Source organism: Kribbella sp. NBC_00889 (assembly GCF_045207705.1).
Taxonomy (GTDB): domain Bacteria; phylum Actinomycetota; class Actinomycetes; order Propionibacteriales; family Kribbellaceae; genus Kribbella.
This window is the reverse complement of record NZ_CP108783.1, coordinates 6,162,241-6,186,078: the sequence shown is the minus strand read 5'-3', so window position 1 is coordinate 6,186,078 and position 23,838 is coordinate 6,162,241. Positions and strand designations below refer to the sequence as shown.

Below are 23,838 nucleotides of genomic sequence, written 5' to 3'. Positions count from 1 at the left end.
CGCTCAGCAGTACAACGGCCGCAAGGTGAACGGCAGTAGCACGTTCGCCCCCTTCTGGAGCGCTACGTCTACTGAGGCCGGCCGGTAGCCGTCCGCGGCGACCACCACCCGCGCCTTCGCCGCGGCACCAGGCACCCAGAGGGCATAGCTGCCGTCGTTCGCCGTGGCCAACGTCCAGGAGTCCGTCCGCCGGTCGATCGCGATAGTCGCCCCGGGCAACGCCGCCGTGGCGCCATCGCAGGTCTGGCCGGTCACCGTCCCGGAGACCCGGGCCCAGCTGGCCGGTGCCTGCGCGTTCATCGTGACGGCAACCGGCGACACGATGTACGGCGTGTCCTCCCGGACCGAGACATCTGAGCGGTAGACACCTGGCTGGGTCACCTGCGTCGAGTCGACGGTCAGCGTGACGGTCACACTGCCGTTGGGAGCCAGGGTGCCGCTGGCGGCCGTCTCCGACAGCCAGGGCGCGTCGGAGCCTGCCGTCTCGCAGTTGCCGTGACCGGACAGTTGCTCGGCGCTGGCGACGATCCGTGAGTCCTCGAGACCACCGACCCGGTACATCCCGCACGCCCCGGCGCCGCGGTACATCGGCGTGGAGGAGTTCGGCAGCTTGGTCCAGGTGTCGGTCGCCACGTCGTACTCGAACGACTCGTTGGTGAGCTGCGTCGAGTCGGGACCCACGACCCCACCGCTGATGGCGAGCTTCCCGTTGGCGACGGCGTACGCGCTCGCCCAGAGTTCGACCGGGAGGTCGGTGACCCTGGACCAGCTGTTCGTCTGCGGGTCGTAGGAGTAGCTGTGCATGGTGCTCTTCGGCCGCGTGCCCGCCTCGTTCACGGTCAGGCCGCCGGCGCAGTACACCTTGCCGTCGAGGCCACCGCACGACGGCCAGGAGATGGGCTCCGGGTACGGCGCCAGCACCTGGAAGCTGTTGTGCGCCGCGTCGTAGGCAGTCACGTCCGCCGTCGCGACCTGGCACTCGCCCGCGCAGCCGCCGACCGAGTAGACCTTTCCGTCCAGTACCGCTGAGCCGGACGCGGCCCAGGGCTTCGGGTTGTCCGCCCCGGACGTCCAGCGATCAGAGGCCGGATCGTAGACCAGCGTCTTCGCAGCCACCTGGTGGGTTTCGCCGGCCCATCCGCCGACGACGTAGAGCTTGTCGCCGACGAATCCGGCCGACGGCCGCTGCCGGCCCTCGGGCATGTCGGCGATCTGTCGCCAGGCGAGCGTCGCCGGGTCGTACACGAAGGACACCGGCACGATGATGGTGCCGCTGGCGGGATCGGAAACGGCGCCACCGGCCGCGTACAGCAGACCGTCGTGGGTGGCGGTGGCGATGTCCTCACGCGCGAGCGGCTGATTGGCGATCGGGAGCCACCATTCGGCGGCCGGTTGGGCGGCCGCGTCTGGCCGGGCCGTTTCGACTCGGGTGACGGGGCCCGCGACCGGCTGGACGGGGACACGCCGAACTGGTGTAGCGGAGCTCGTCCCGGCGAATCCCGCCGTACTGCCACCCTGCAACTCGAAGCTGCGCTGGACGTCGGACAGCGAGTACGACGCCGGCGCCGTGCCATCGTTGGTGATGGTCAGTGTGCGCTGCGCGGTCGTGCCGAGCTGCAGCGTCGCGCTCACGTCGGGTTCGGTCACCTTCAGCCGCCCGGCCTCGAGCGAGAAGTTCAGCGTCCGGACCCAGTCGGTCTGGACCGTGACAGCCTTCTTCTGCTGCTGGTAGCTGCGCATCGCGGCGGTGGCCTTGTCGGTCCCGGCCGGCGCGAACAGCCAGTAGAACCCGTCCGGCCGCGTCGGGTCGTCCGGCGTGGTGACGGTCTTCGCGGACTGCGTGGCCCGGGTGACGGTGGCACCGTTCACCGGCAGGCCGGTGTTCGCGTCCTTCACCACACCCTGGATCAGGCCGCCACGGACCTTCTGGCACTGGGCGTCGTACCCCGGTGCGCTGCAGGACCGCTGGTCGATCGGGATGCTGATGTCCTTGACCAGATCGTCGGTCAGTTGCACCTCGACCGGTGTGCTGGTGTAACCGCCGTACACCGGCTGCACCGTCAGCTTGTGGGTGGTGCCGACCGGCATGTCGAGCGTGTACCGGCCGGTGGCCGGGTTCGTGTACCACTGGCCGGGGACGCCGTCGATCGTCAGCTTGGCGTACAGCGGCCAGCCGTGGCCCGAGCCGTCGCGGACCAGGCCGCTCAGCGACGCGCGTGGCGTGGTGACGAGCTGGAAGTCCTTCGTGGTCGTGCTGCGCGCGTCGATGTGGGTGGCGAAGTGCTGCGTGTCGTAACCGAACGTCTGCACGGACACGTCGTGGTCACCGGCGTCGAGGTACAGCTCGTACCTGCCGTCGGGGCCGCTCGTGACCACATTGCTGTTCGGTGCGCTCAGCCGAGCCCCGGACACCGGTGCGCCCACGCTGTCGGTGACGGTTCCGGTGAGCAGGCCGGCGTTGGGGCGCGGCGCGTCACTGATCGCCTCGTAGATGTCCAGCATGCCTTCGCCGTAGACGTTGTTGTCTCCGGCTGTACCGCCGCAACTGGTGTCGTCGTGGTCGTGTGCGGTGCGGTCGAGCAGCGCCCGGGTGGCGGCGAGATCGCCGATCAGTTGGGGCGCGGCCGACCACAGCAGGGCGACAGCGCCGCTGACGTGTGGCGCGGCCATCGAGGTGCCGTTGATGATGCCGTACCTGTCGCCGGGAAGGCTCGACGTCACCAGAATGCCCGGGGCGACGATGTTCGGTTTGATGTCGTCACGGGTCGGGTTGCCGCGCGAGGAGAAGCTCGCGATCGCCCCTTGCGGGTCCACTGCGCCGACCGCGTACGCCTCCGGGTAGTCGCCGGGAGAGCCGGCGGTCGCGCAGCCGGATCCGGCGTTGCCGACCGCGTAGGTCGTGAAGATGCCGGCGGCAACCCACTGCCTGACGTACTCCTGGTACCAGGTATTGCTCACCGGGGAGCCCCAGGAGTTGTTGATGATGTTCGGGCGCTTCGACGGATCCGGGTCCGAGCCGTCCAGCTTCGTGGGCGCCAGCATCCACTGCGCGCTCAGGCCCAGCGCGACGTCGGTGCACACCTGGTCGGTCTCGCAGCCCTTCGCAGAGATCCAGCGGGCGCCGGGGGCGACTCCGATCTGGCGACCGTTGTGGTCGTCACCGACCATGGTCCCGGTCGTGTGGCTGCCGTGGCCGACGTTGTCGCACGGGGCCTCCGTCGCACAGACTCTGGCCGGGTCGTACCAGTTGTAGTCGTGGGTGAAGGTGCCGTCACCGTTGGTGCCCCGGTACGACGAAACGAGCGCGGGGTGGTCGTACTGCGCACCGGTGTCGATGCTGCCGATCACGATGCCCTGGCCGGTCGCCTGGTACCGGTTCCAGACCTGATCGGCGTGGATGGCCTTGACTCCGAGCTCGGGCTCGGCCGCGAGTTGGGTCTTCGCCGCGTCCTTCGAGACGATCTCGTCCTTCGGCACCGTGTAAGTCTTCGGGGCTCGCAGCGACACCACCTCGGGATCGGCCGCGAGCTTGGCGGCGAGCTCACGGCTGCCGTTGCGGACGTAGATCGAGTTGTCGATGTACAGACTGACGTAGTCGGCCTTGGCCTCGCGCAGCAGTTTCGTGACGCCGGCCTGAGCGCTGTCCGCCTTGGTGCGCAGGGCGGAGACGACGGCCTCGCCGCGCGCCTTCCAGTCGGTGATCCGTGCCGCGGACTTCAGCTCGGGCTGCCGCGCGAAGCGCACCCAGAAGCCGGACTGCCCCGCATCGAGCTGCGCCGCCAGCGCCGGCTCGACCTTGCCGGGTTGCTGTTCAGCTTGCGCATTGACCGCCGACGTGGCGAGCAACCCTGCCGCCAGTACGCCGATCAAGGTACGCCGAAGGTGTCGCCTCACGGATCCTCCCCAGATGGTTCGTCGCCGTGATCCTCACCACCCGCACGACACCCCAGCAAGACATTCCCACTGGCCTGAACCCGCCAAGTCGTGTGTCTGCCAGTTGCTACTAGCAACAAAAACCACCCGCGGACACCTGTCCGCGGGTGGTTTTTGTGGAGCGGTCGGTCAGAAGTCGCCGCCGCCGAAGTCTCCGCCGCCGAAGTCCCAGCCGCCGGAGTCGCCGCCGCTGTCGCCCATGTTGAAGTCGCCGCCACCGTCGCCGCCGCCATCGCCTCCGCCGTCACCGCCACCATCGCCGCCGCCGTCGTACCCGGCCGCGTAGTCGCCGTAGCCGCCGCCGGCGAACATGCCGCCGAGCATCGTGCCGAGGAACATGCCGGTCATCACACCGCCCAGCGCGCCGAACATGCCCTGCGCGTACGGCGAGTAGGCCGGGCCGGCCTCCCAGTACGGCACCCGCTGCGGGCCGACCATCACCTTGCGGACATCCGGCTCCGCACCGGCGCGGACCCGCTCGGCGTCGGCCGCGCAGGCCGGCACCTCACGCGGCGCACCGCCGGGCGGCGCCCAGGTCACGTCCACCACGGACGGACCGTGCTGCGGGTTGAAGAAGCAGGACGGGCGGCGCTGCGGCAGCGGCTCGCCGTTCACACGAGCGCGCACACAGGTGGCCGCGTACCGGCCGTCCTCGAGGATCTCGATCACGTGCTTGATCTGATCCGCCTCGGTGACCTGGCCGACCGCCTGCTTGGCCGACTCGTAGGAGTCCAATGCGCGCTGGTAGTCCTGCCGGGCCCCGTCTCCGAGGTCCTTGCCCACCATGTCCAGGTCGAGGTCCTGCAGCTCCTCGCCGAACCGGGTGATGTCCTCGTCGGCGGTCCGCTTCACCGATTCCAGTTCGGCGGCGGTGATCTGGTGCTGCTGCTTGTTCTGCAGCTGGGTCCGACGGTACGAGCGATATGCCAGCACCGCGATCACCACAACCGCGATGATCAGGATGAGTTCCATGCCGGGCCTCTTCAAACGTAGGGATCAAGCCTCGACGGCTTTACGCCGAGCCTATCGAATCCGTCAAAACCGCGCCGCCACGCAGGGTCACGCAATACCGGGAAAGCGGTCACACAGCGCGCACAATCGATGAGCGCCGCCCAGCGACCGTCGTACCTCCGCCGGAAGGCTGGCCCATGAGCACGTTCTCCCGACTGCTCCCGCTCGCTGTCACCGTTGTCTCACTGGTCCTCCCCGACCTGCCGCCCACGGCCGTTGAGCTCGAGCCGTCGTACCAGGAACTGTCGCTCGACGGACCTTCTGCAGCTGTTGAGACGAGGCCGTTCGCGATGGTCGGCATCACGTGGCCTGTGGGGACGCAGGCGGTGCAGGCGAAGGTCCGCGTCCAGCGCGACGGGCAGTGGTCGGAGTGGGAGCCGTTGACCGTCGAGGACGAACACGGTCCCGATCCATCGGATCCCGATGGAACACAGCCATCGGATCCCGATGGAACACAGCCATCGGATCCCGATGGAACACAGCCATCGGATCCCGATGGAACACAGCCATCGGATCCCGATGAAACACAGCCATTGGTTGGTGAAGGAATTGAACGATCCGGTACCGAACCGTTGTGGGTCGGTAATGCGAGCGGGGTTCAGGCGAGTGCTATAGCAAATGACGGTACATCGGTTGCCGATGCAAAAGTGGTGCTGATCCAGCCGGGTGTATTGGCCGGTGATTCTTTTGAACCGCCCGATGTGCAGGCGAGTGCGAGCAGTACGCCGTACCCGATGCCGGCGATGGCGAGTCGGAAGCAATGGGGTGCCGACGAGCGGTTGCGCAGTCACAATGGGAAGACGTGCGCGCGGCCGAAGTACACGCAGACCGTGCTGGCCGCGTTCGTCCATCACACCGCGGATCGCAACGACTACACCCGCACGCAGGTCGCCGCGATGGTGCGCGGGATGTACGCGTACCACGTGAAGAGCCGCGGCTGGTGCGACCTCGGCTACAACCTCCTCGCGCGGTCGGCCCGCCGTTCTGGGGTGAACACCGGACCCGGACGGGCTGGGCGACGTACTTCGCCCATCGCGACATCTTCTACTCCGTTGCTACTGGCCCCCATTCGACGGTCGGCATGTTCCGCTCGCAGTACCGCAGCCTCGGCGCCGAGCGGTCGCGGCTCGGGCTGCCGACCACCGAGGTCTACAAGATGACGGGTGGCTCGCGGCAGCGGTACCAGCACGGCTGGCTGAACTACAACCAGAGCCGGCGCACGATCACCGTCCAGTACAGGAGTGCGACATGAACAAGCGCGCAGTCGCCGCGATCGTCTTGTCCTCCACGTTGATCAGCGCGACCGCGCAGGCGCGGGAGATCGACCCGACCGCGGCCACGGACACCACCATCAGCGGTCGCGGCTTCGGCCACGGCCGGGGGATGTCGCAGTACGGCGCTCAGGGCGCGGCGATCGCGGGGAAGTCGGTCAAGCAGATCCTCGACTTCTACTACCCGGGAACGACCACGGGTAAGGCGACCGGCAGCATCCGGGTCCGGGTCAGCGCCGACACCACCGACGGCATCCGGGTCGGCGTGGTGAACCACCTGAAGGTCCGCGACCTCGTCACCCGCAAGGTCTACGAGTTGCCCAGGGCATCGACCCGGAACCAGTGGACGATCGATCCGTACGGCGACCACGGCACCAAGGTGAGCTCGTTCAACTCCAAGACCCGCACATGGACGCTGTGGAAGACGTTCCCGGGCATCACCCAGTTCGAGGGTGCACCGGTGATCGGGCTGATCCTGCCGAGCGGCGCCGTACGGCGGTATCGCGGTGCACTGCGGGCGGTCGACGTGTCCGGTGTGCATCTGGACACGGTGAACGTCGTGTCACTCGAGTACTACCTGCGCGGCGTCGTACCGCAGGAGGCCGTGTCCAGCTGGAAGCCGGCCGCCCTGCAGGCACAGGCGGTTGCCGCGCGCACCTATTCCGTCTTCCATCGGGGCCGGGCAACGCGGAAGGCGTACGACCTGTGTGACACGACGGCCTGCCAGGTGTACGGCGGCTACGACTCGGAGAAGTCGTCGACGAACACCGCGATCGCCGCGACCGTCGGGCAGGTCCGGTTGTACAAGGGAAAGCCGATCATCGCGGAGTTCTCGTCGTCGAACGGCGGGGCGACGGCGGCCGGGCCGATTCCCTACCAGGTGATGAAGGCGGACGGCTGGGACGCGTACCCGGGCAACGGGAATCCGAACGTGACCTGGACGGTGACGCGGACGGCGGCGGAGATAGAAGGGGCCTTCGCTGTCGGGACGATCCAGAGCCTGCGGGTGGTGAAGCGGACCGGGGTCGGGCCGTCCGGTGGGCGGGCGGTCACCGTGGAGGCCGTCGGGTCGAAGGGGAAGCGGGCGCTGACCGCCGACCAGTTCCGGATCCGGTTGCATCTGCGGTCCGGCTGGATCGCATTCCCGGTCGATCCTCTTGATATACCAACTGATCCGTCCATGACGCTGGATCGCTGAGGCATTGACGGGGTGTCGGTCCGCCGGTTAGAACGTGACATCGATGTCAACCGCCACCGCCCAGGAGGAGCAGGTCGATGCCCAGGAAATTTGGTATATCAAGTCGGATCGCGGCGGGTGTGCTCGCGGTCGCTGTCCTCGGATCACTTCACCTCACGGCGGCTGACGCCGTGACCGGTCCGGCCTCCCGCGCCAAGGCGTCGTACGAGGCATTGAACAAGTACTTCGACGCGGGGCAGCAAGGGCTCCTGCTGGAGGAGTACCCGAACACGCAGACCAACCCGTACTCCTACGTCTGGCCGTACTCGCAGGCGGCGATCGCGGCCGAGAACCTCGCCGGGGTGCCCGGCGCCGGCCAGACGGCGTCCGAGGAGGCCGATCGGCGGATCGCGGCGTACGAGCCGTACTGGAACGCCGGGACGACGCCGACGGGGTACGACTCGTACGTGCGGCCGCCGCTCGGCCAGGGTGGTGACAAGTTCTACGACGACAACGAGTGGATCGGGCTGAACCTGGTCCAGCACTACAAGCGGACCGGGGACCGCGCGGCGCTGGCGCGTGCGCGCGAGATCTTCGCGCTCGTCGTACACGGCTGGGACACCGACCCGTCGCACCCGTGTGCCGGAGGGGTGTACTGGACGCAGGCGCCGTGGAGTCAGGACCGCAACACGGTGTCGAACGGGCCGGGCGCGGAGCTCGGTGCGCATCTGTACCTGCTCACCCGGGACAAGTCGTACCTGACGTGGGCGAAGCGGATGTACGAGTGGGCGCAGACCTGCATGCTGGCGCCGAACGGTCTGTACTGGGACCACATCGAGCTGGCCGGGACCGTCGAGAAGACCCAGTGGAGCTACAACCAGGGTGTAATGCTCGGCGCCGGCGTGTTGTTGTTCAAGGCAACGGGTGACGGGCAGTACCTCCGCGACGCGAAGTCGGTCGCGAACGCGTCACTCGCCTTCTACGGCGCCGAGGACCGGCTGTGGAAGCAGCCGACGCGCTTCAACTCCATCTACTTCAAGAACCTGCTGATCCTCGACTCGGTGGCCCCCGACCAGCGCTACAAGAAGACCATGCAGGCGTACGCCGACCGCGCCTGGACCGAAGCCCGGGACCCCGCCACCAACCTCTACCACTTCGCCGAAGGCCCCGTGCAACTGTTGGAACAAGCCGGCATAACCCAAATCCAAGCCCTCCTGTCCTGGCCCCGCTCCGACTACAGCCTCCTGGCCTGAATCTGGTACAGCCAGCGCGCTTCTGAAATACACCGCGCCGCCCGTTCCTCCGGAGGGACGGGCGGCGCGGTTTGTCGTTTGATCAGGCAGCCGACGTAGCGGTCTTGATCTCCACCGGGGTGATGGGAGCACCGTCGGTCGGGCTCTGCTGCGGGGCGACGCCCGCCTGTGCGACCTTGTCGATCAGCTTCAGGCTCGGCTCGTCGATGGTCCCGAAGGCCGTGTACTGCGGCCCCAGCCCGGACGCATCGCCGTACACGATGAAGAACTGGCTCCCGTTCGTGTTCGGCCCCGAGTTCGCCATCGCCAGCGTCCCGCGACCGTACTTCAGCGTCGGGAACACCTCATCCGCGAAGCTGTACCCCGGCCCGCCGCTCCCGGTCCCCGACGGGTCGCCGCACTGCAGTACCTGCAGCCCTTCACCCACCGTGAGCCGATGACACTTCGTCCCGTCGAAGTACTTCTGCCCGACCAGGCTGACGAAGCTCTTCACCGTGCACGGCGCCAGCGCGCTGTCCAGCTTCAACTGCAGGTCGCCGATGGACGTGTCCAGGCTGACGTTCGACGTACCCGACGCCTTGACCTTCCCGTCGGCCGGCGGGTTCACCTTCTTGCTGGCCGGCTCGGCGCCCTTCTTGTACGTGCAGCTCACCTCGGCCGGCAGCGGGGTCGCCCGCTTCGGCGCCGCCGCCATCGCGGTCGGAATGCTCTTCGGCTTGTTGTCCGGCCCGGCCGACGCCGGCAGCTCGGTCGGCGCCGTGGACGCCCCGGCCGTCGGCGTGTCCCCGTCGTTCCCGGTCCCGATCACCACGAAGACCCCGACCACGACCACGACGACCGCCACGATCGCCGTGATCGTGATCGCCACATTCCGTCGCTGCCGTGCGTGCTCAGCCGCCCGTTCGGCCTGCCGCTTGGCCTTCCGGGCCGCAAGCTGCTGCTGATGGGTCTTCTTGGACATGCAGAACCCTCCTCACGAGATGTCTGCAGGGAACCTACCGCCTCAACCTGAGAACTGTCTGTCAAGCCCCCCACCAAGCCGGACGGCGGCAGTTTCTGCAACAAGGTGCAAAGGGCGCTGCAGCAAGATGCAAAACCCGCGCCGCGGACCAGCCCACCTCCCTAGCCTCAGACAGGTCACCGCCCCGACCAAGGAGTTGCCATGCGCAAGCATCGCTTCATCGCCGGCATCGGTATCGCATCCGCTCTGCTGCTCGCCGCCGCGCTGCCGGCGTCGGCCCGGACCACCGAGGTCACCAGGACCCAGACCATCACGGGAGCCCGCGGAGAGTTCCAGTTGGTCTTCAAGCACATCTGGGTCTACGACACGGCGTGCGACGACGATTCGGTCTCTGTGCAGTGGAAGACCGTCGGCGGCGCCGTACAGACGATCCCGAACAACCTGGGATGCGGAGAGTTCACTGTCGGCCCGGTTCCGATGGGCAAGGGGACCACGGTCCTGTGGCAGACCTGCGTGGACAAGTCCTGGCCGACCAAGGACCTGTGCTACGGCTGGGACAAGCAAGTAGTCCTGGGCTGAGGGCGGCATGATCATGCGTACCTTCATCCGTAAGACCCTGATCGGTCTCGGCGCCGCCGTACTGGCGATCGTGCCGGTCGCGGCACATGCCCAGACCGAGCCCGCGGCGCCTGCCGGTCTTTACACCGTCAGTCCGGGCAGTTCGGTCGACGTCAACGCTCGCGTCGTCGTCCTGCCGGGCATGCAGGTCGAGCTGTCCATCACCTTGGGCAACTACAGCGCGACTCCGTCGCTGGCGCAGGTCAGGTTCCGGATCTACTGCATCACGGCGGATCTCGACTCGGTCAACGTCTATTCGGATCCGCAGGTCGTCACGGTCCCCGGCGATCCGGGCGAGGAGCCGAAGGGTCTCGAGGACCTCAAGGAAGTCACGGCGGACATGACGGTGCCGCCGGAGTGCGCCGCCCAGCCGGACGACTGGGGGATCAGTCAGGACGGTGAGTTCACCGCCGAGATGGGCCCGCCGGGCCTGGAATCGACCGGCGTCAAGTCCAGCCTGTTCTGGATCGGCCTGCCGTTCACCAACGCCAACAAGATCCCCAACCTCACGCTGCAGACGCACGGTGCGCAGGCCGAGTCGCAGGCCCACCACACGCTGCCGCAGAAGTTCGAGACGCAGTTCAACGCGGCGGGCATCCCGAACATTCACGACCCGATCTACCTGCGCTGGTGGTGCTCGCGAACAGGTGTCCCGGGCAACCATCAGAGCATGGCCTACGACTACAACCTGCACTGGCAGACATTCTTCGAGCAGAACCCGGCGCCGACCGCGGCCCAGGTCCTGGCCTACAAGGACTCCATCCAGGGCTTGTATACCTACACTTGCCCATGACCTATCTCCTCGAGGCACGCTCGACCAACCGTGACGTCTGGGTGCTGATCGAGTTCGAGGGGGGCCCGAGCCCGGTCCCATGGCTGCTTCCGGACGGCTCCGACGTCTACCAGCTCATCCCCAACGGTGAGACCGAGCGTCTCGGTTTCGTCCCCCGGTTCGTGCAGTCGAACCGGGGGACGCGGCTGGGCGACCTGGTCTGGACGACCGGCGCCGCCAAGATTGCGTCCCGGCGCTTCGTCGACGTACTGGAGTCGATCGGCGCGACGGGGTACCGCACATTCGCGGTCGAGGTACTCGACCGCGACGGTCAATCGCTAGGCGACTTCGTCGGCCTCGCCGTCCTCGACGACGACACCAGCAAGGACCTGCACTTCTCCACCGGCTTCCAGTTCTGGCACTTCGCCGCCACGGACCGAGTCGTCAAGGCCCTCCGCGAATCCGAAGTCACCGAGCTCTCCATCAAGCCCGCCTGATGCCCGAGAGGCATGCGGTGCCAGTTCGGCGGACGGTCAAGATCCTGCTCCTCGATCAGGCCGACCGGCTGCTCCTCCTGCGCGGCCGTGAATCGGCTGAACGCGAACCCATCTGGTACCCGGTCGGTGGCGGCATCGAGCAGGGTGAGGATGCCGTCGCCGCGGGTCGTCGCGAGATCCTGGAGGAGACCGGCCAACGCGAGGTGGTGATCGGGCCGGAGGTCTGGCGCCGGCGGCATCTCTATTCCTGGCGAGGAAAGCAGACCGACACGCATGAGCGATGGTTCGTCGCCCGCACGCCGCATTTCACACCATCGCTCCAGGCGCTGACTCCCGAGGAGCAGACCTACGTCACCGGCTTCCACTGGTGGACCGCCGACGAACTCGTAGCGACGCCAGACCCCGTCTTCCCGCCCGACCTGGGCGTCCGGCTGACAGCCCTCCTCCACGACGGCTACCCGCTATCGCCCACCAACATCGCCGGCGGGCCAGCGGACTCGACTACCGGTTGAGGCGCGAGTGCGGGCCGGCGGTTTGGGTCCGGGGCCTGGGTGCCCGGTTCAGACTCGGGATGCGGGTCCGGGGTTCGGATGCGGCGCGGGGGTCAGGTGCGGCGCGGGTGCGGGCAGGGGGTTGGGTGCGGGCTGGGGTTTGGGTGCGGCGCGCGTGGGGGGCAGCGCGGACGCAGCCCGGGGGTCGGGTGCGGCGGGTGCAGGTCCGGGGGTTCGGGTGCGGCGCAGGTGCGGGCCGGGGTTTGGGTGCGGCGCAGGTGCGGGCCGGGGTTTGGGTGCGCGCGCGTGCGGTGCGGGTGCAGGTTCGGGGTTCGGGCGGGTTCCGGGATGATCGCTGATCACTGCGTTGTGCCAGGGGCGACGGAGGGCTCTGCGGACGGCGTTACCTGGATGGACCGCACGGTCGATCATCGGTGGGTGGTGTCTTCGTCCCCACCACAACCACGTGATGGCCGTTGGCTGGTCAGCGCTCGGCGAGCGGTCGTCCCGGGTGCAGCCCGGGGTTTGGGTGTGGCGCGGGCAGGTCCGGGGGTTGGGTGCGGCGCGGGTTCCGGGATGATCGCTGATCACTGCGTTGTGCCAGGGGCGACGGAGGGCTCTGCGGACGGCGTTACCTGGGTGGACCGCACGGTCGATCATCGGTGGGTGGTGTCCTCGTCCCCACCACAACCACGTGATGGCCGTTGGCTGGTCAGCGCTCGACGAGCGGTAGTCCCGGGGTGGCGGCGGTGTCGATCGGTGCCCTTGCCGGATCGACGTCCCGTTGCCGGATCGGAGTCGCTGCGCCGGGTCTATGCCGTCACGTCGGTGCCGATGCGTCGGGCTTCGGTGATGGAGGCCGTGGTCGGCCGTCCCATCGCCAGGTCGCGGCCGCTCGTCGGGCAGGGTTGGGCGAGTGGTGGTCGCGGGTGCGCGGTGATGGTCGCGGGCGGGCAGTTTGCTGGGCAGGGTGGGCGCGTGGTGGTCGTGGGTGGGCGGTGATGGTCGTGGGTCGGCTGTTTGCTGGGCAGGGCTGCGCGGGTGGTGGTCGTGGGTGGGCGGTGATGAGCACGGGCGGGCGGTTTGCTGGGCAGGGCTGCGCGGGTGGTGGTCGTGGGTGGGCGGTGATGAGCACGGGCCGGCTGTTTGCCGGGCAGGGTTCGGCGAGTGGTCGTTGTGGGTGCATGGTGATGGTCGCGGGCCGCTACGGCGCGGGGCCTGAGGTGGTCGCGGTGTCGCGCCAGGGATCGAACGGGCGATCTGTGGGGACGGCGCCGGCTGGATGGAGCGCGAGCGGTCGATCGTCGGGTGATGGTGAGTGCTTGCTCGCGCGCCGATCGGTCGAGGAGGGTTCGCCCCAGATCGCGCGGGTCGCGGCTTCTCGGAGGGAGGCCGGTGTCGTCCTTCGGATGGGTGGTGCGTCGGCCCAGGTGGGGCGGGAGACATGGACCACGCCGTCGGTGATCGTGATAGTCCAGTCGCCTGCGTGGAGGTCGATGTGGTGGCGGCGGCAGAGAAGTACCAAGTTCGAGACCGCGGTGGGGCCGCCGTCGATCCAGGACCGTACGTGGTGCGCGTCGCACTGGATCGGAGGGGCGCCGCAGACCACGCAGCCTTTGTCGCGGGCGTTCAGGGCGCGGCGCATCGCGCGGTTGACGAGGCGTTCGGCACGGCCGACGTCGAGTGGTTCGGAGTGGGAGCCGAGGACGAGCGGGATGATCTTCGCGTCGCACGCGAGCCGCCGGATCGCGGCCGCGGACAGGTTGTCGCCGTACACCACCTCGCCCGTCGCATCCGCGGCAGCTGACTTCAGATCCTGCAGGTCGATCGTGACGGTGATCGTCGCCTTCGCGCCAAACCCAGGAACAGCACCTGCCGCCCGATCGCCTGGGTTGGCGTCAGCGCCTGCCGTTCGATCGCCTGGTTTGCCGTCGGCAGCTGCCGCCCGATCGCCTGGGTTGGGGTCAGCGCCTGCCGTGACGTTGCCTGGGTTGGCGTCAGCGCCTGCGGTCCGATCGCCCGGGTTGCCGTCTGCAGGTGCCGCGGCGTCGCTGCGGTCAGCGGCTGCCGTCCGATCGCCCGGGTTGGCGTCAGCGCGTGCCGTCCGATCGCCCGGGTTGCCGTCTGCAGGTGCCGCGGCGTCGCCGGGGTCAGCGGCTGCCGTCCGATCGCCCGGGTTGGCGTCAGCGCCTGCCGCGGCGCCTGTGTCTCTGCCAGTAGTTGTCGTGTGGCTGCCCGACTTGGCCTTCGCGTGTGGTGTGTGGGGGCCTTGGGTGCTGTCGGTGGTTGGTGTGGTGGGGGCGGGAGTGGAGGGCTTGCGGGGATGGGGTGGGCTGGTGTCGTAGGCGGTGGCTGCGATGGTGAGCGTGGTGGTGAGGGCGTCGGCCTGGCGCTTGTCGCGGGGGCGGGGGTCGAGCCGGCCGTCGACCGTCTTGTGGGGGCGGGCGCCGGCGTGGATCAGGGATCTGAGGAGTTCGGCGTTCTCGTTGGCTAGGTAGCCGCGGAACTTCACTCCGTTGGGGGCGGTGAAGAGCGTCAGGCTCTCGCGGTCGTACGCCTTCCGTTCGTCGGGCTCGGGGCCGTCGGTGTCGAGTACGTCGCGGATCCGCTGGCCGGCTTTGCGGAGTTCGCCGGGTGACAGGTGGCGGGCGAGGTTGACCAGTTGCTGCTCGGCGACGGCGATGTCCTCGGCGGGGACAGTGCTCGGGACTCGCTCCAGCGCGGAGACGATCGCGTCGGCCTGGGCGGGTCGCAGGTACACATTGGTCGCCCTGTTCCGGTCGTCAGTCTCATCGTCGTGCAGGCCCGGCTCGTCTGCCTGAGTTGGGGCGTCCGGCCGAGTTGGATCTCCGGGCTGGCTGCCATCGACAGATTGGCCGGGATCGACGGATTGGTCTGGATCGACGGGGTGGTCGGGTGCGGGGAGGGCGGCCTCTACCTCGGCGTACTTGGACAGGGCCAGGGCGAGGCGTACGTCGCGGCGCGCCTCAGGGCGGTCGATGCGGTAGCGGAAGGCCAGCAACTGGGTGGTGTGGTGGGCGCCGATCTCCTGGGCGTATCCGATGTCGTCCAGGCCGGAGATCACGTGGAGACGGTAGGTCTCCAGGCGTGCGAGCTCGGCATGCAGCGCGTCGAGGGTGGCGAGTCTCTCCGCGCCACTCATCGACCACACCGGTCGCTCACCCAGTAGTTCCATGCCACAAACTCTAGACACTGCTACCGACAGTTTCCGAAGGTCAGAAGCCCTTGTTTTCAAGGGATTGTGTTATCCACAGGTCAAGTACATCCCGTCCACAGCTGCCGAGGCCTGTGGATGTTGCCTAGTGCAACAACCGCGACATGCAGGATGCTGCACAACGGTCAGCGGCTGGGATCGGCGGCAACCGCGATCTACTGACACATCAAGACCAAGGACGAGCTGGGAGACGCGATCTGGGCGGAGATCGAACTGCCGGATCTGGAGGCGACGGACTGGCGTACGGCGGCCTTGGAGCCGGCGGTCGGCCCACACGGGATGTTCACCCGGCACCCGTGGTTCGGGCAGGACTTCGGGAGCTACCTGCTGAATGGACCGGGGAAGTCGAGATACGACGACCGGACCTCGCCGTCTACGACAAAGCAGGGTTCGCGGTGTACGGGATCGCGAGCAGGCGGTGCAGGACACGCTGACGAAAGCGCACGAGATCGCCGTGGACTTCCCCCACCTGCGAGCCCGGTTGGACAGGCCGGCTATCTCGCCGGACCCGGCAGCGCCTTCGAGTTCGGCCTGTAGTCGATCCTCGACGGTCTCGAGGCGTGCTTGATCAGTCCTTGATTTCGCAGAGGATGGCGCCGGCGGTGACGGTTGCGCCGACCTCGGCGGTGAGGCCGGTGACTGTGCCGGACTTGTGGGCGTTGAGGGGTTGTTCCATCTTCATTGCCTCGAGGACGACGATGAGGTCGCCTTCGGCCACCGACGCGCCCTCCTCTACGGCGATCTTGACGATGGTGCCTTGCATCGGCGAGGTCAAAGAGTCGCCGGAAGCGGCCGAGGCCTTGCCCGAGCCACCCGCCCGACGTGCAGGCTTCTTCTTAATGCCAGCGCCAACACCAGCGCCGCCGCCAACCGGGACCGCGGACGCGCCGAGTCCAGCAGGCAGCACGACTTCGAGGCGCTTGCCGCCGACCTCGACGGTCACCTTCTCGCGTTCGGCGGGTTCCGGGATCTCAGCGGTGGGTCCGTCGTACGGCGTGAGTTGGTTGTCGTACTCGGTCTCGATCCAGCGGGTGTGGACGTTGAAGCCGTCGTCGCCGACGAAGGCCGGGTCGGACACCACGGCGGAGTGGAACGGGATGACCGTCGGCATTCCCTCGACGACGAACTCGCGGAGCGCGCGCCGCGACCGCTCCAGCGCCTGGGTGCGGTCCCGGCCGGTGACGATCAGCTTCGCGACCAGCGAGTCGAACGCGCCCGGCACGGTCTCGCCCTGGTCGTAGCCGCCGTCGAGCCGGATGCCCGGGCCGGACGGTGCGTGCCAGCGGGTCAGCGTGCCCGGTGCGGGCAGGAAGCCGCGTCCGCCGTCCTCGGCGTTGATCCGGAACTCGATCGAGTGCCCCGACACGACGGGATCGTCGTACCCGAGTTCCTCGCCGTCAGCGATCCGGAACATCTCCCGGACCAGGTCGAGCCCGGTGACCTCTTCGCTGACCGGGTGCTCGACCTGCAGGCGCGTGTTCACCTCGAGGAACGAGATCAGCCCGTCCTGACCGACCAGGAACTCGCAGGTACCGGCTCCGACGTACCCGGCTTCACGCAGGATCGCCTTGGAGGACGTGTACAGCGTGTCCAGTTGCGATGAGGTCAGGAAAGGCGCAGGCGCTTCCTCGACCAGCTTCTGGTACCGGCGCTGCAGTGAGCAGTCCCGGGTGGATACGACCACAACGTTGCCGTGGGCATCGGCCAGGCACTGGGTCTCGACGTGCCGCGGCTTGTCCAGGTACCGCTCGACGAAGCACTCACCCCGGCCGAACGCGCTCACAGCCTCGCGAGTCGCGGACTCGAACAGCTCGGGAATCTCCTCCAGCGTCCGTGCGACCTTCATCCCGCGGCCGCCACCGCCGTACGCCGCCTTGATCGCGATCGGCAGCCCGTACTCCTCAGCGAAGGCCACCACCTCGTCAGCCCCACCGACGGGGTCCGGCGTACCGGGAACCTGTGGTGCGCCGACCTTCTCGGCGATGTGCCGCGCCTTGACCTTGTCGCCGAGGGAGTCGATCGCCGACGGCGGCGGACCGATCCAGATCAGTCCGGCATCCAGAACGGCCTGCGCGAAGGATGCGTTTTCGGCCAGGAAGCCGTAGCCGGGGTGGACGGCGTCGGCGCCGGACCGGGCCGCGACGTCGAGGATCTTGGCGATGTTCAGGTAGGAGTCGGCCGGTGTCGAACCGTCCAGCGCGTACGCCTCGTCGGCGAGCCGGACGAACAGGGCGTCGCGGTCCTGGTCGGCGTACAGGGCGACGCTCCCGAGCCCCGCGTCGGCGGCGGCCCGGACGACCCGGACGGCGATCTCGCCACGGTTGGCGATCAGCACCTTGGTGATCTTCTTGCTGTCGGACACAGCTGACTCCCTTCGGCCAGCCTGAGTCTAGGGTCAAGCGGGCCTGCAGCGGGGAGGGCGTTCCTCACATCCCGGCTACATCACAGCGGGCGGCCGCTCGAAGCAGGACTCCAGCACGACGATGGTCTGCGTGCTGGTGACGCCGTCCACCGTGTGCAGAGCACGCAGGGTCGCCTGCAGGTCCTCGGTGGTCGCCGTGCGCACCTTCACCAGGACGGACGCCGGGCCGGCGATGATGTGCGCCTCCTGGACCGCCGGGATCTCCTCCAGTGCGCGGAGGGTGGGCTCGTCGCCCATCCAGGCGTCCGCGTCCAGCAGGACGAACGCCAGTACGCCCTGCCCGACGGCGGCCGGGTCGACCTCGACCGCGGTCCGCCGGATCACGCCGGCCGCCTTCAGCTTCCGGACCCGCTCGTGCGTGGCCCCGGCCGACATCCCGACCACCTGGCCGAGCGTGGCGTACGACTGGGTCGCGTCCAGCTGGAGTTCGGCAAGCAGCTTGCGGTCGGTCTCATCTATGGTCATTGTCACCCTTTACCAAACCTCATCCTGTGATCTAGAACTGTAGCAGGATGACATTCTATAGAGGAGGGACATGACCATCACGCTGTCCGCCGCACCGACCCGGATCCGGGCCGAGCTCGAGGTGCTCGACGAGCGGTTCGGCAAGATCGCGGGCGACGAGTACGTCGAGTGCCTGTACGACGGCGGCCGCTGGCTGGAGGGACCGGCCTACTCACCGGCCTGGCGCTGCCTGATCTTCAGCGACATCCCCAACGACCGGCTGCTGCGCTGGGACGAGGTCTCCGGCGACGTGAGCGTCTTCCGCCAGCCGTCGGGGTACGTCAACGGCAACACGATCGACCGCGAGGGCCGTCTGCTCAGCTGTTCCCAGGGCGAGCGCCAGGTCGTCCGGACCGAGTACGACGGGACGCGGACGGTGCTGGCGTCACACCTCGACGGGAAGCGGCTGAACAGCCCGAACGACGTGGTCGTCAGGCGGGACGGCTCGATCTGGTTCACCGACCCTCCGTACGGGATCACGTCGAACTACGAGGGTCACGCGGCAGGGCAGGAAGTCGACGGCTGCCACGTCTACCGGATCGCCCCGGACGGCGCGCTGAGCGTGGTCGCGGACGACTTCATCCGGCCGAACGGGCTGGCGTTCTCGCTCGACGAGTCCCAGTTGTACGTCGTCGACACCCCGGGCAAGCACATCCGCCGCTTCGAGGTGGACGGCGGCAAGCTGATCGGCGGCGAGGTGTTCGCGCCCTGCGAGGCCGGCATGTTCGACGGCATCCGGCTGGACGAGGCGGGTCGGGTCTGGGCCGCGACGCACGAGGGTGTGCACTGCTTCGACCCGGACGGCACGCTGATCGGCAAGCTCCTGCTGCCCGACGTCGTCTCCAACCTGACGTTCGGCGGACCGAAAGGCAACCGGCTGTTCATCACCGCGACGAACGCGGTCTGGTCTTGGCTGCTGACCGCATCCGGCGCACCGCAACCATGGGCGGCCCCGAGGGAATAGGCTCTCCGGCTGACGCACAGTCGAGCCCTTGGAGAGTGCTGATGACCATCCTCGAGCCGTTGGCCGGAACCGCGCCGGCCGTCTGGGAATCGCTGGACGACCGGTTCGCCGGCATCCGTGGGGACAAGTTGCTCGAGCGGTTGTGGACCGGGGGCCGGTGGGTGGAAGGACCGGTGTACTCGCCGGCCGGCCGCTATCTGCTCTGGAGTGACATCCCGAACGACCGCATCCTGCGCTGGGACGAGACGTCGTACCAGGTGTCGGTGTTCCGGCAGCCGGCCGGGAACACCAACGGGCACACGCTCGACACCGAGGGCCGCCTCGTCAGCTGCGAGCACGGGAACCGGCGGGTCACCCGGACCGCGCACCACGGCGCGATCACGGTGCTGGCCTCGGAGTACGACGGGAAACGGCTGAACAGCCCGAACGACGTGGTGGTGAAGCGAGACGGCTCGGTCTGGTTCACCGACCCGGCGTACGGGATCGACAGCGACTACGAGGGGTACAAGGGCCAGATCGAGACCGGCGGCTGTCACGTCTACAGGGTCTCGACCGATGGCGTGCTGACCCGGGTCGCCGACGACTTCAACCGCCCGAACGGGCTGGTCTTCTCGCTGGACGAATCGTTGCTCTACATCACCGATTCGGAGGAGGGGACGATCCGCGTCTTCACCGTCGAGGGCGACAAGCTGTCCGGCGGCGCACTGTTCGCCGAGTGCGGCAACGGGATCTTCGACGGCATCCGCCTCGACACCGAGGGCCGCATCTGGGCCTCGGCGGCGGACGGTGTGCACGTCTACCACCCGGACGGCACGCTGCTCGGCAAGCTCCTCGTCCCCGAGACGGTGTCCAACCTCACCTTCGGCGGCGCCAAGCGCAACCGCCTCTTCGTGACCGCGACCACCTCGGTCTACTCGATCTTCACCACCGTCAACGGAGCACCGCAGCCGTACCAGCGCTGATCTCCCCCGACGGAGGGAGACGGTTGGTTCTCGGGATGGATCCCCGGCCGCTGTCCGGATGGAAACGTCTTCTCGGTGGCCCGCACACGGCGGGCCGACCGAGGAGGGGTTCGCGTGGGAAGCCGGAGATTCGTACGGCGGTTGGTCGTCGGGGCACTGGTGTTGATGGCGACCGCCGGTGCGGTGCCGTCGGCGGTTGCTGCTGGCAACGACCATGACGGTTCGACGGGCGTCATGCGGGTGGTCGGCGCGGGTGGTGGCACCCTCGGGCCGGAGTGGGGCCTCGACTTCGCCGGCGATCCGGTCAGGTTCGAGATCGACGGGCGGGCCACCGACCCGCTGCATCCGTCCGGAACCTTCCACGTCGTACACCGCAAGCCGGACGGGAAGTTGCTCGCGGAGTTCAGCGGCCCGATCACCAGCCTGAAGGCGGTCGACGAGGTGGCGGTGGTCACCGGTGTGATCGACGCGGCCGACAACCCGGGCCTGCCGCTGGAGATGGTCGGGAAGAACGTCTCGCTGACCGTGTACGACGGCGGCCGGCAGGACCGGATCAGCTGGATCTGGGGCTTCTTCGGCGCGCCGGTGAGCCTGTTGCAGGGCACCGCGCCGACGTTCCCGCTGACCGAAGGCGGCTTCCAGGTCCACGGCGCCCGGCAGGCACAGGCGGCGGGCGGTACGACGGTCGCGCAGGCCGCCGACAGCGGGACCACGGTCGCCGCGCTGCTCGGTGATTCCACGCTGCGGTTCCATCTCGCGGCTCGGGTCCCGGCCGGCGGCAACCCGACGGAAGTTCAGGGGGACTTCCACTTCGCGGATCGGCGCGGATCCGGGGTGGACGTCGAGGGCCGGATCGACTGCCTGGTCGCCGGCGGACCCGTTGCGGTCGCGACCGGCGTGGTGACCGCGTCGAACGACCCGGCGAAGGTCGGCAAGCCGGTCTCGTTCTCACTGAAGGACGGCCGGATCGACCGCCTGGGCTGGATCTGGGGTTTCGCCGCCGACGCTCCGCAGATCGTCGACTGCCAGTCGGTCGTACCGTCGTACGCGCCGCGCTGGGGCGGTCTTGTAGTTGGGTAATTGCCAGGAGAATGCACCGGACAGGCAGTAGCGTGACTGCGGTGTGGGTTCAGGACGACGTACGGACGAAGGATCAGGTGTGGCGGGCAACGGCCTTTCTGGTCGTGATCGCGAATCTCGTGCTTGCGGTGGTCGAGATCGTCCACTACGCCGGAGCGAACGCCAGTTGCCCGACGGACGTCACGGCGTACCTGGAGTGCAGTCACCGCACTCTCGACGTCATGGACGACTCGTACACCTGGATGATGATCGCCTCGATTCCGTTGCTGCTGGGCGTGTTCCTGCCGCTGCGACCGAGTACGACGCCGTTGCGGATCGCCTGTGCCGCGGTCCTCGCGCTGTCCTTCGTCGTCCGGCTGATCCTGATGCTCACGCACTGACCACGCACCCCGAGGAGGAGTTGTGACCACACCGATCGACCAGGTTCCTGCGCACCTTCGGGAGATCGCGGAGGTTGTCGTCGCCGAGGCCGCGGCCGACGAGCGGCTGCTGGCCGTCGTCGCCGGCGGATCGATCGCGACCGGGACGAGTGACGAGTACTCGGACCTGGATCTGGTGCTCGTCTGCACTCCGGAGGGGCATGCGGCAGTCCTGGCCGACGCCCGGACCTTCGCCGGCCGGCTCGGCCCGCTGCTGACGAGCTTCACCGGCGAACACGTCGGCGAGCGGCGGCTGCTGATCGCGCTCTACGGGCCGCCCTTGCTGCATGTCGATCTGAAGTTCGTCACGCAGGAAGATCTGCGTGAACGGGTGGAGGACGGCCTGGTGCTCTGGCAGCGGGACGACACCGTCGATCTGACTCCGGGTGGCCCGGCCAGGTGGCCGCAGCGGGACCCGCAGTGGATCGAGGACCGGTTCTGGGGCTGGGTCCACTACGTCGGGGTGAAGATCGCGCGAGGCGAGTTGTTCGAGGCGATCGAGGGCCTGGGGGCACTGCGTTCGGTCGCGATCGCGCCGCTCGCCGTCCTCGGTCGTACGCCGAAACCGTCCGGCGTACGGCGCTTGGAGACGTTGGCGCCGGAGCTTGTGCCGCAGTTGCGGGAGACCGTGGCGACGGCGGACCGAGACGATTGCCTGCGGGCGTTGAAGGCGTCCGTGGAGCTGTACCGCAAGGTCCGCGACAGCAGTGGCGTCGTGGTCGAACGCCGTACCGAGGCCGAGCGGGTCGTCGCAGAGTCCTTGACCGACTTCAAGTGACCCCGGGGTACGGCGTACCCCGGGGTCCCAGGGTCAGAAGTTGTTCTTGATCTGGTCGATGACGGTGAACACGGCGAGGAACCCGAACGCCAGGAAGGCGAAGACCATCACCAGCGTGCGGACCAGGTTGATCCGGATGGCCTGCGGCAGGGCGCGCGAGTTCATGTACCACAGCAGGCCGGAGTAGACGAACATCATCGTGCCCGCGGTGCAGGCGGAGATCACCAGCAGCACCAGCGGCTGGTCCAGGCCGGCCAGCAGCACGGCGATGCCGAAGGCAACCAGTCCCCAGACCAGCCAGAAGTACAGCTTGGACTCGCTGACCGCCGAGGAGCGCAGGTAGCGGGCCTTGATCATGTCCGCGGCCAGCCGCGAGGTGTAGTCGACGATGCCGGCCGCGGCCGCGAACAGCGCGAACGCGCCGATCGCCCAGAACAGGTAGCCGAACCAGTCGCCGACCAGGGACTGCAGCGTGGTGCCCTCGATCTTCAGGAAGCTGATGTTGTTCTTGACGTTCTCGTTGCCGAAGAGCGTCGCGTGCGCGAGCATCGAGGTGAACACGATCGTGACGATCGTGATGGCCACGAACGTCGCGAACTGCTCGATGTTGGCGAACTTCCACCAGCGCCTCCAGCGGGCCATGTTCGCCTCGTCGGGCTCGAACACATAGCCGTTCGCGGTCGGGTCGGCCTCGGTCTCGCCGGTGATCGGCGAGGTCAGCCGCGGCACATGCACGCCCATGCCGAAGCCCTTGTCCCGGATCCAGTTGCTCTGCACCAGGTTCTGGCCGCCGCCGGCTCCGGCGTACGCGATCGCACCCATGATCAGGGCGAAACCGAGCTGGTCGGCTGGGAACTCCGGGTGGGTGACCGCGTCGCCGAGCGCGTGGTAGGTCTTCGCCCGGATGGCGAACACCAGCGCGAGGATCACCAGCAGCGCGACGGCCGCGATCTTGACGAGGATCAGCCGCTCGAGCATCACGTAGACGACCGGCGCGAAGGTCAGGATCAGGCCGATCACGAGCAGGATGCCGATCGCGATCCAGCGTGGATCGCCGGCTCCGAACAGGTAGGTCAGCATCGCGGCCGAGCTGGTCGCCCAGCCGGGCCACATGTTCGCGAAGTACGTCATGATCGCGAAGAACAGGCCCCAGTGCTTGCCGTAGCGGTTGAAGCCGGTCAACGCTGTCTCACCAGTGGCCAGCGTGTACCGCTCGATCTCCATGTTCAGGAACCACTGGACGATCACGCCGACGACGGCGCCCCAGAGGAACACCAGGCCGACCTGACTGGAGATGTATGGCCAGAGGATGAACTCACCGGACGCCAGGCCGACACCCGCGCCGACCATGCCGGGGCCGACGATCTTCCAGGTCTGGCTGGGTGGTTCGGGTAGGTCACGGACCTGCGGTGCGGGCAGGTTCTTGGTGGGCAGTGCGAATCTGCCGTGGTCAGTCGCTCTCGTGTCTGCCATGGGCTCCTCACTTCCTC

At 68.1% G+C, this 23,838-nt stretch carries 19 protein-coding genes; 12 read left to right on the top strand and 7 right to left on the bottom strand.

The features are described from left to right. Positions 1-3: 3 nt before the first annotated feature. The gene (locus tag OG817_RS30190) at positions 4-3,894 is read right to left on the bottom strand and encodes a S8 family serine peptidase (RefSeq protein WP_406047956.1); all 3,891 of its coding nucleotides are present in this window, start codon (positions 3,892-3,894) and stop codon (positions 4-6) included. Positions 3,895-4,062: 168 nt separating this feature from the next. Beyond that, the gene (locus OG817_RS30185) at positions 4,063-4,905 is read right to left on the bottom strand and encodes a hypothetical protein (RefSeq protein ID WP_406047955.1); all 843 of its coding nucleotides are present in this window, start codon (positions 4,903-4,905) and stop codon (positions 4,063-4,065) included. A gap of 979 nt (positions 4,906-5,884) precedes the next feature. Between OG817_RS30185 and OG817_RS30180 the strand changes: the two genes are divergently transcribed. From OG817_RS30180 to OG817_RS30170, 3 genes are all read left to right on the top strand, one after another. Beyond that, positions 5,885-6,196, top strand: a complete 312-nt coding sequence (locus tag OG817_RS30180) for an LGFP repeat-containing protein (RefSeq protein WP_406047953.1) — start codon at positions 5,885-5,887, stop codon at positions 6,194-6,196. Continuing rightward, the gene (locus OG817_RS30175) at positions 6,193-7,413 is read left to right on the top strand and encodes a SpoIID/LytB domain-containing protein (protein ID WP_406047951.1); all 1,221 of its coding nucleotides are present in this window, start codon (positions 6,193-6,195) and stop codon (positions 7,411-7,413) included. The genes OG817_RS30180 and OG817_RS30175 overlap by 4 nt, the downstream gene beginning before the upstream one ends. Positions 7,414-7,490: 77 nt before the next feature. Next, a complete protein-coding gene (locus OG817_RS30170; RefSeq protein ID WP_406047950.1) occupies positions 7,491-8,645 on the top strand; it encodes a glycoside hydrolase family 76 protein in 1,155 nt (384 codons plus the stop codon). A gap of 82 nt (positions 8,646-8,727) precedes the next feature. Here OG817_RS30170 and OG817_RS30165 read toward each other — a convergent pair whose 3' ends face one another. After that, positions 8,728-9,606, bottom strand: a complete 879-nt coding sequence (locus OG817_RS30165; protein WP_406047948.1) for a peptidylprolyl isomerase — start codon at positions 9,604-9,606, stop codon at positions 8,728-8,730. Between the two features lie 201 nt (positions 9,607-9,807). Here OG817_RS30165 and OG817_RS30160 point away from each other — a divergent pair, with 201 nt between their 5' ends. The 4 genes from OG817_RS30160 to OG817_RS30145 are packed head-to-tail and all read left to right on the top strand — an operon-like array spanning position 9,808 to position 12,005. Beyond that, positions 9,808-10,185: a hypothetical protein gene (locus tag OG817_RS30160; RefSeq protein WP_406047947.1), complete on the top strand. Its 378-nt coding sequence runs from the start codon at positions 9,808-9,810 to the stop codon at positions 10,183-10,185. Positions 10,186-10,198: 13 nt separating this feature from the next. Beyond that, a complete protein-coding gene (locus OG817_RS30155; protein ID WP_406047946.1) occupies positions 10,199-11,017 on the top strand; it encodes a hypothetical protein in 819 nt (272 codons plus the stop codon). Next, positions 11,014-11,493: a hypothetical protein gene (locus OG817_RS30150; protein ID WP_406047945.1), complete on the top strand. Its 480-nt coding sequence runs from the start codon at positions 11,014-11,016 to the stop codon at positions 11,491-11,493. The genes OG817_RS30155 and OG817_RS30150 overlap by 4 nt, the downstream gene beginning before the upstream one ends. A 17-nt stretch (positions 11,494-11,510) precedes the next feature. Then, positions 11,511-12,005, top strand: coding sequence for an NUDIX hydrolase (locus OG817_RS30145; protein WP_406047944.1), 495 nt, complete (start codon positions 11,511-11,513; stop codon positions 12,003-12,005). 1,183 nt (positions 12,006-13,188) lie between these two features. On the opposite strand, the gene OG817_RS30140 is transcribed toward OG817_RS30145, so the two are convergent. The 3 genes from OG817_RS30140 to OG817_RS30130 all read right to left on the bottom strand — a co-directional run bounded on the left by OG817_RS30140 (position 13,189) and on the right by OG817_RS30130 (position 18,106). Further along, complete coding sequence (locus OG817_RS30140) at positions 13,189-15,180, bottom strand: DUF222 domain-containing protein (RefSeq protein ID WP_406047943.1); 1,992 nt, start codon at positions 15,178-15,180, stop codon at positions 13,189-13,191. A 607-nt stretch (positions 15,181-15,787) separates the two neighbouring features. Further along, positions 15,788-17,563 carry a biotin carboxylase N-terminal domain-containing protein gene (locus OG817_RS30135; RefSeq protein WP_406057540.1) on the bottom strand — a complete coding sequence of 592 codons (1,776 nt, stop codon included), beginning with the start codon at positions 17,561-17,563 and terminating at the stop codon, positions 15,788-15,790. A gap of 93 nt (positions 17,564-17,656) precedes the next feature. After that, the gene (locus OG817_RS30130; RefSeq protein ID WP_396391861.1) at positions 17,657-18,106 is read right to left on the bottom strand and encodes an Lrp/AsnC family transcriptional regulator; all 450 of its coding nucleotides are present in this window, start codon (positions 18,104-18,106) and stop codon (positions 17,657-17,659) included. Positions 18,107-18,176: 70 nt separating this feature from the next. On the opposite strand from OG817_RS30130, the gene OG817_RS30125 reads away from it, so the two are divergent. The 5 genes from OG817_RS30125 to OG817_RS30105 all read left to right on the top strand — a co-directional run bounded on the left by OG817_RS30125 (position 18,177) and on the right by OG817_RS30105 (position 22,348). After that, positions 18,177-19,109 carry an SMP-30/gluconolactonase/LRE family protein gene (locus OG817_RS30125; RefSeq protein WP_406047941.1) on the top strand — a complete coding sequence of 311 codons (933 nt, stop codon included), beginning with the start codon at positions 18,177-18,179 and terminating at the stop codon, positions 19,107-19,109. Positions 19,110-19,150: 41 nt separating this feature from the next. Continuing rightward, the gene (locus OG817_RS30120) at positions 19,151-20,071 is read left to right on the top strand and encodes an SMP-30/gluconolactonase/LRE family protein (RefSeq protein ID WP_396391863.1); all 921 of its coding nucleotides are present in this window, start codon (positions 19,151-19,153) and stop codon (positions 20,069-20,071) included. 114 nt (positions 20,072-20,185) lie between these two features. Further along, entirely contained in the window at positions 20,186-21,151 is a 966-nt protein-coding gene (locus OG817_RS30115) for a hypothetical protein (RefSeq protein ID WP_406047940.1), read from the top strand. Between the two features lie 41 nt (positions 21,152-21,192). Next, a complete protein-coding gene (locus OG817_RS30110; RefSeq protein ID WP_406047939.1) occupies positions 21,193-21,531 on the top strand; it encodes a hypothetical protein in 339 nt (112 codons plus the stop codon). Between the two features lie 22 nt (positions 21,532-21,553). Continuing rightward, the gene (locus OG817_RS30105) at positions 21,554-22,348 is read left to right on the top strand and encodes a hypothetical protein (RefSeq protein WP_406047938.1); all 795 of its coding nucleotides are present in this window, start codon (positions 21,554-21,556) and stop codon (positions 22,346-22,348) included. 33 nt (positions 22,349-22,381) lie between these two features. Here the strand turns inward: OG817_RS30105 and OG817_RS30100 are convergent, their stop codons facing one another. Continuing rightward, a complete protein-coding gene (locus tag OG817_RS30100; protein ID WP_396391867.1) occupies positions 22,382-23,821 on the bottom strand; it encodes an Nramp family divalent metal transporter in 1,440 nt (479 codons plus the stop codon). Between the last annotated feature and the right edge of the window lie 17 nt (positions 23,822-23,838).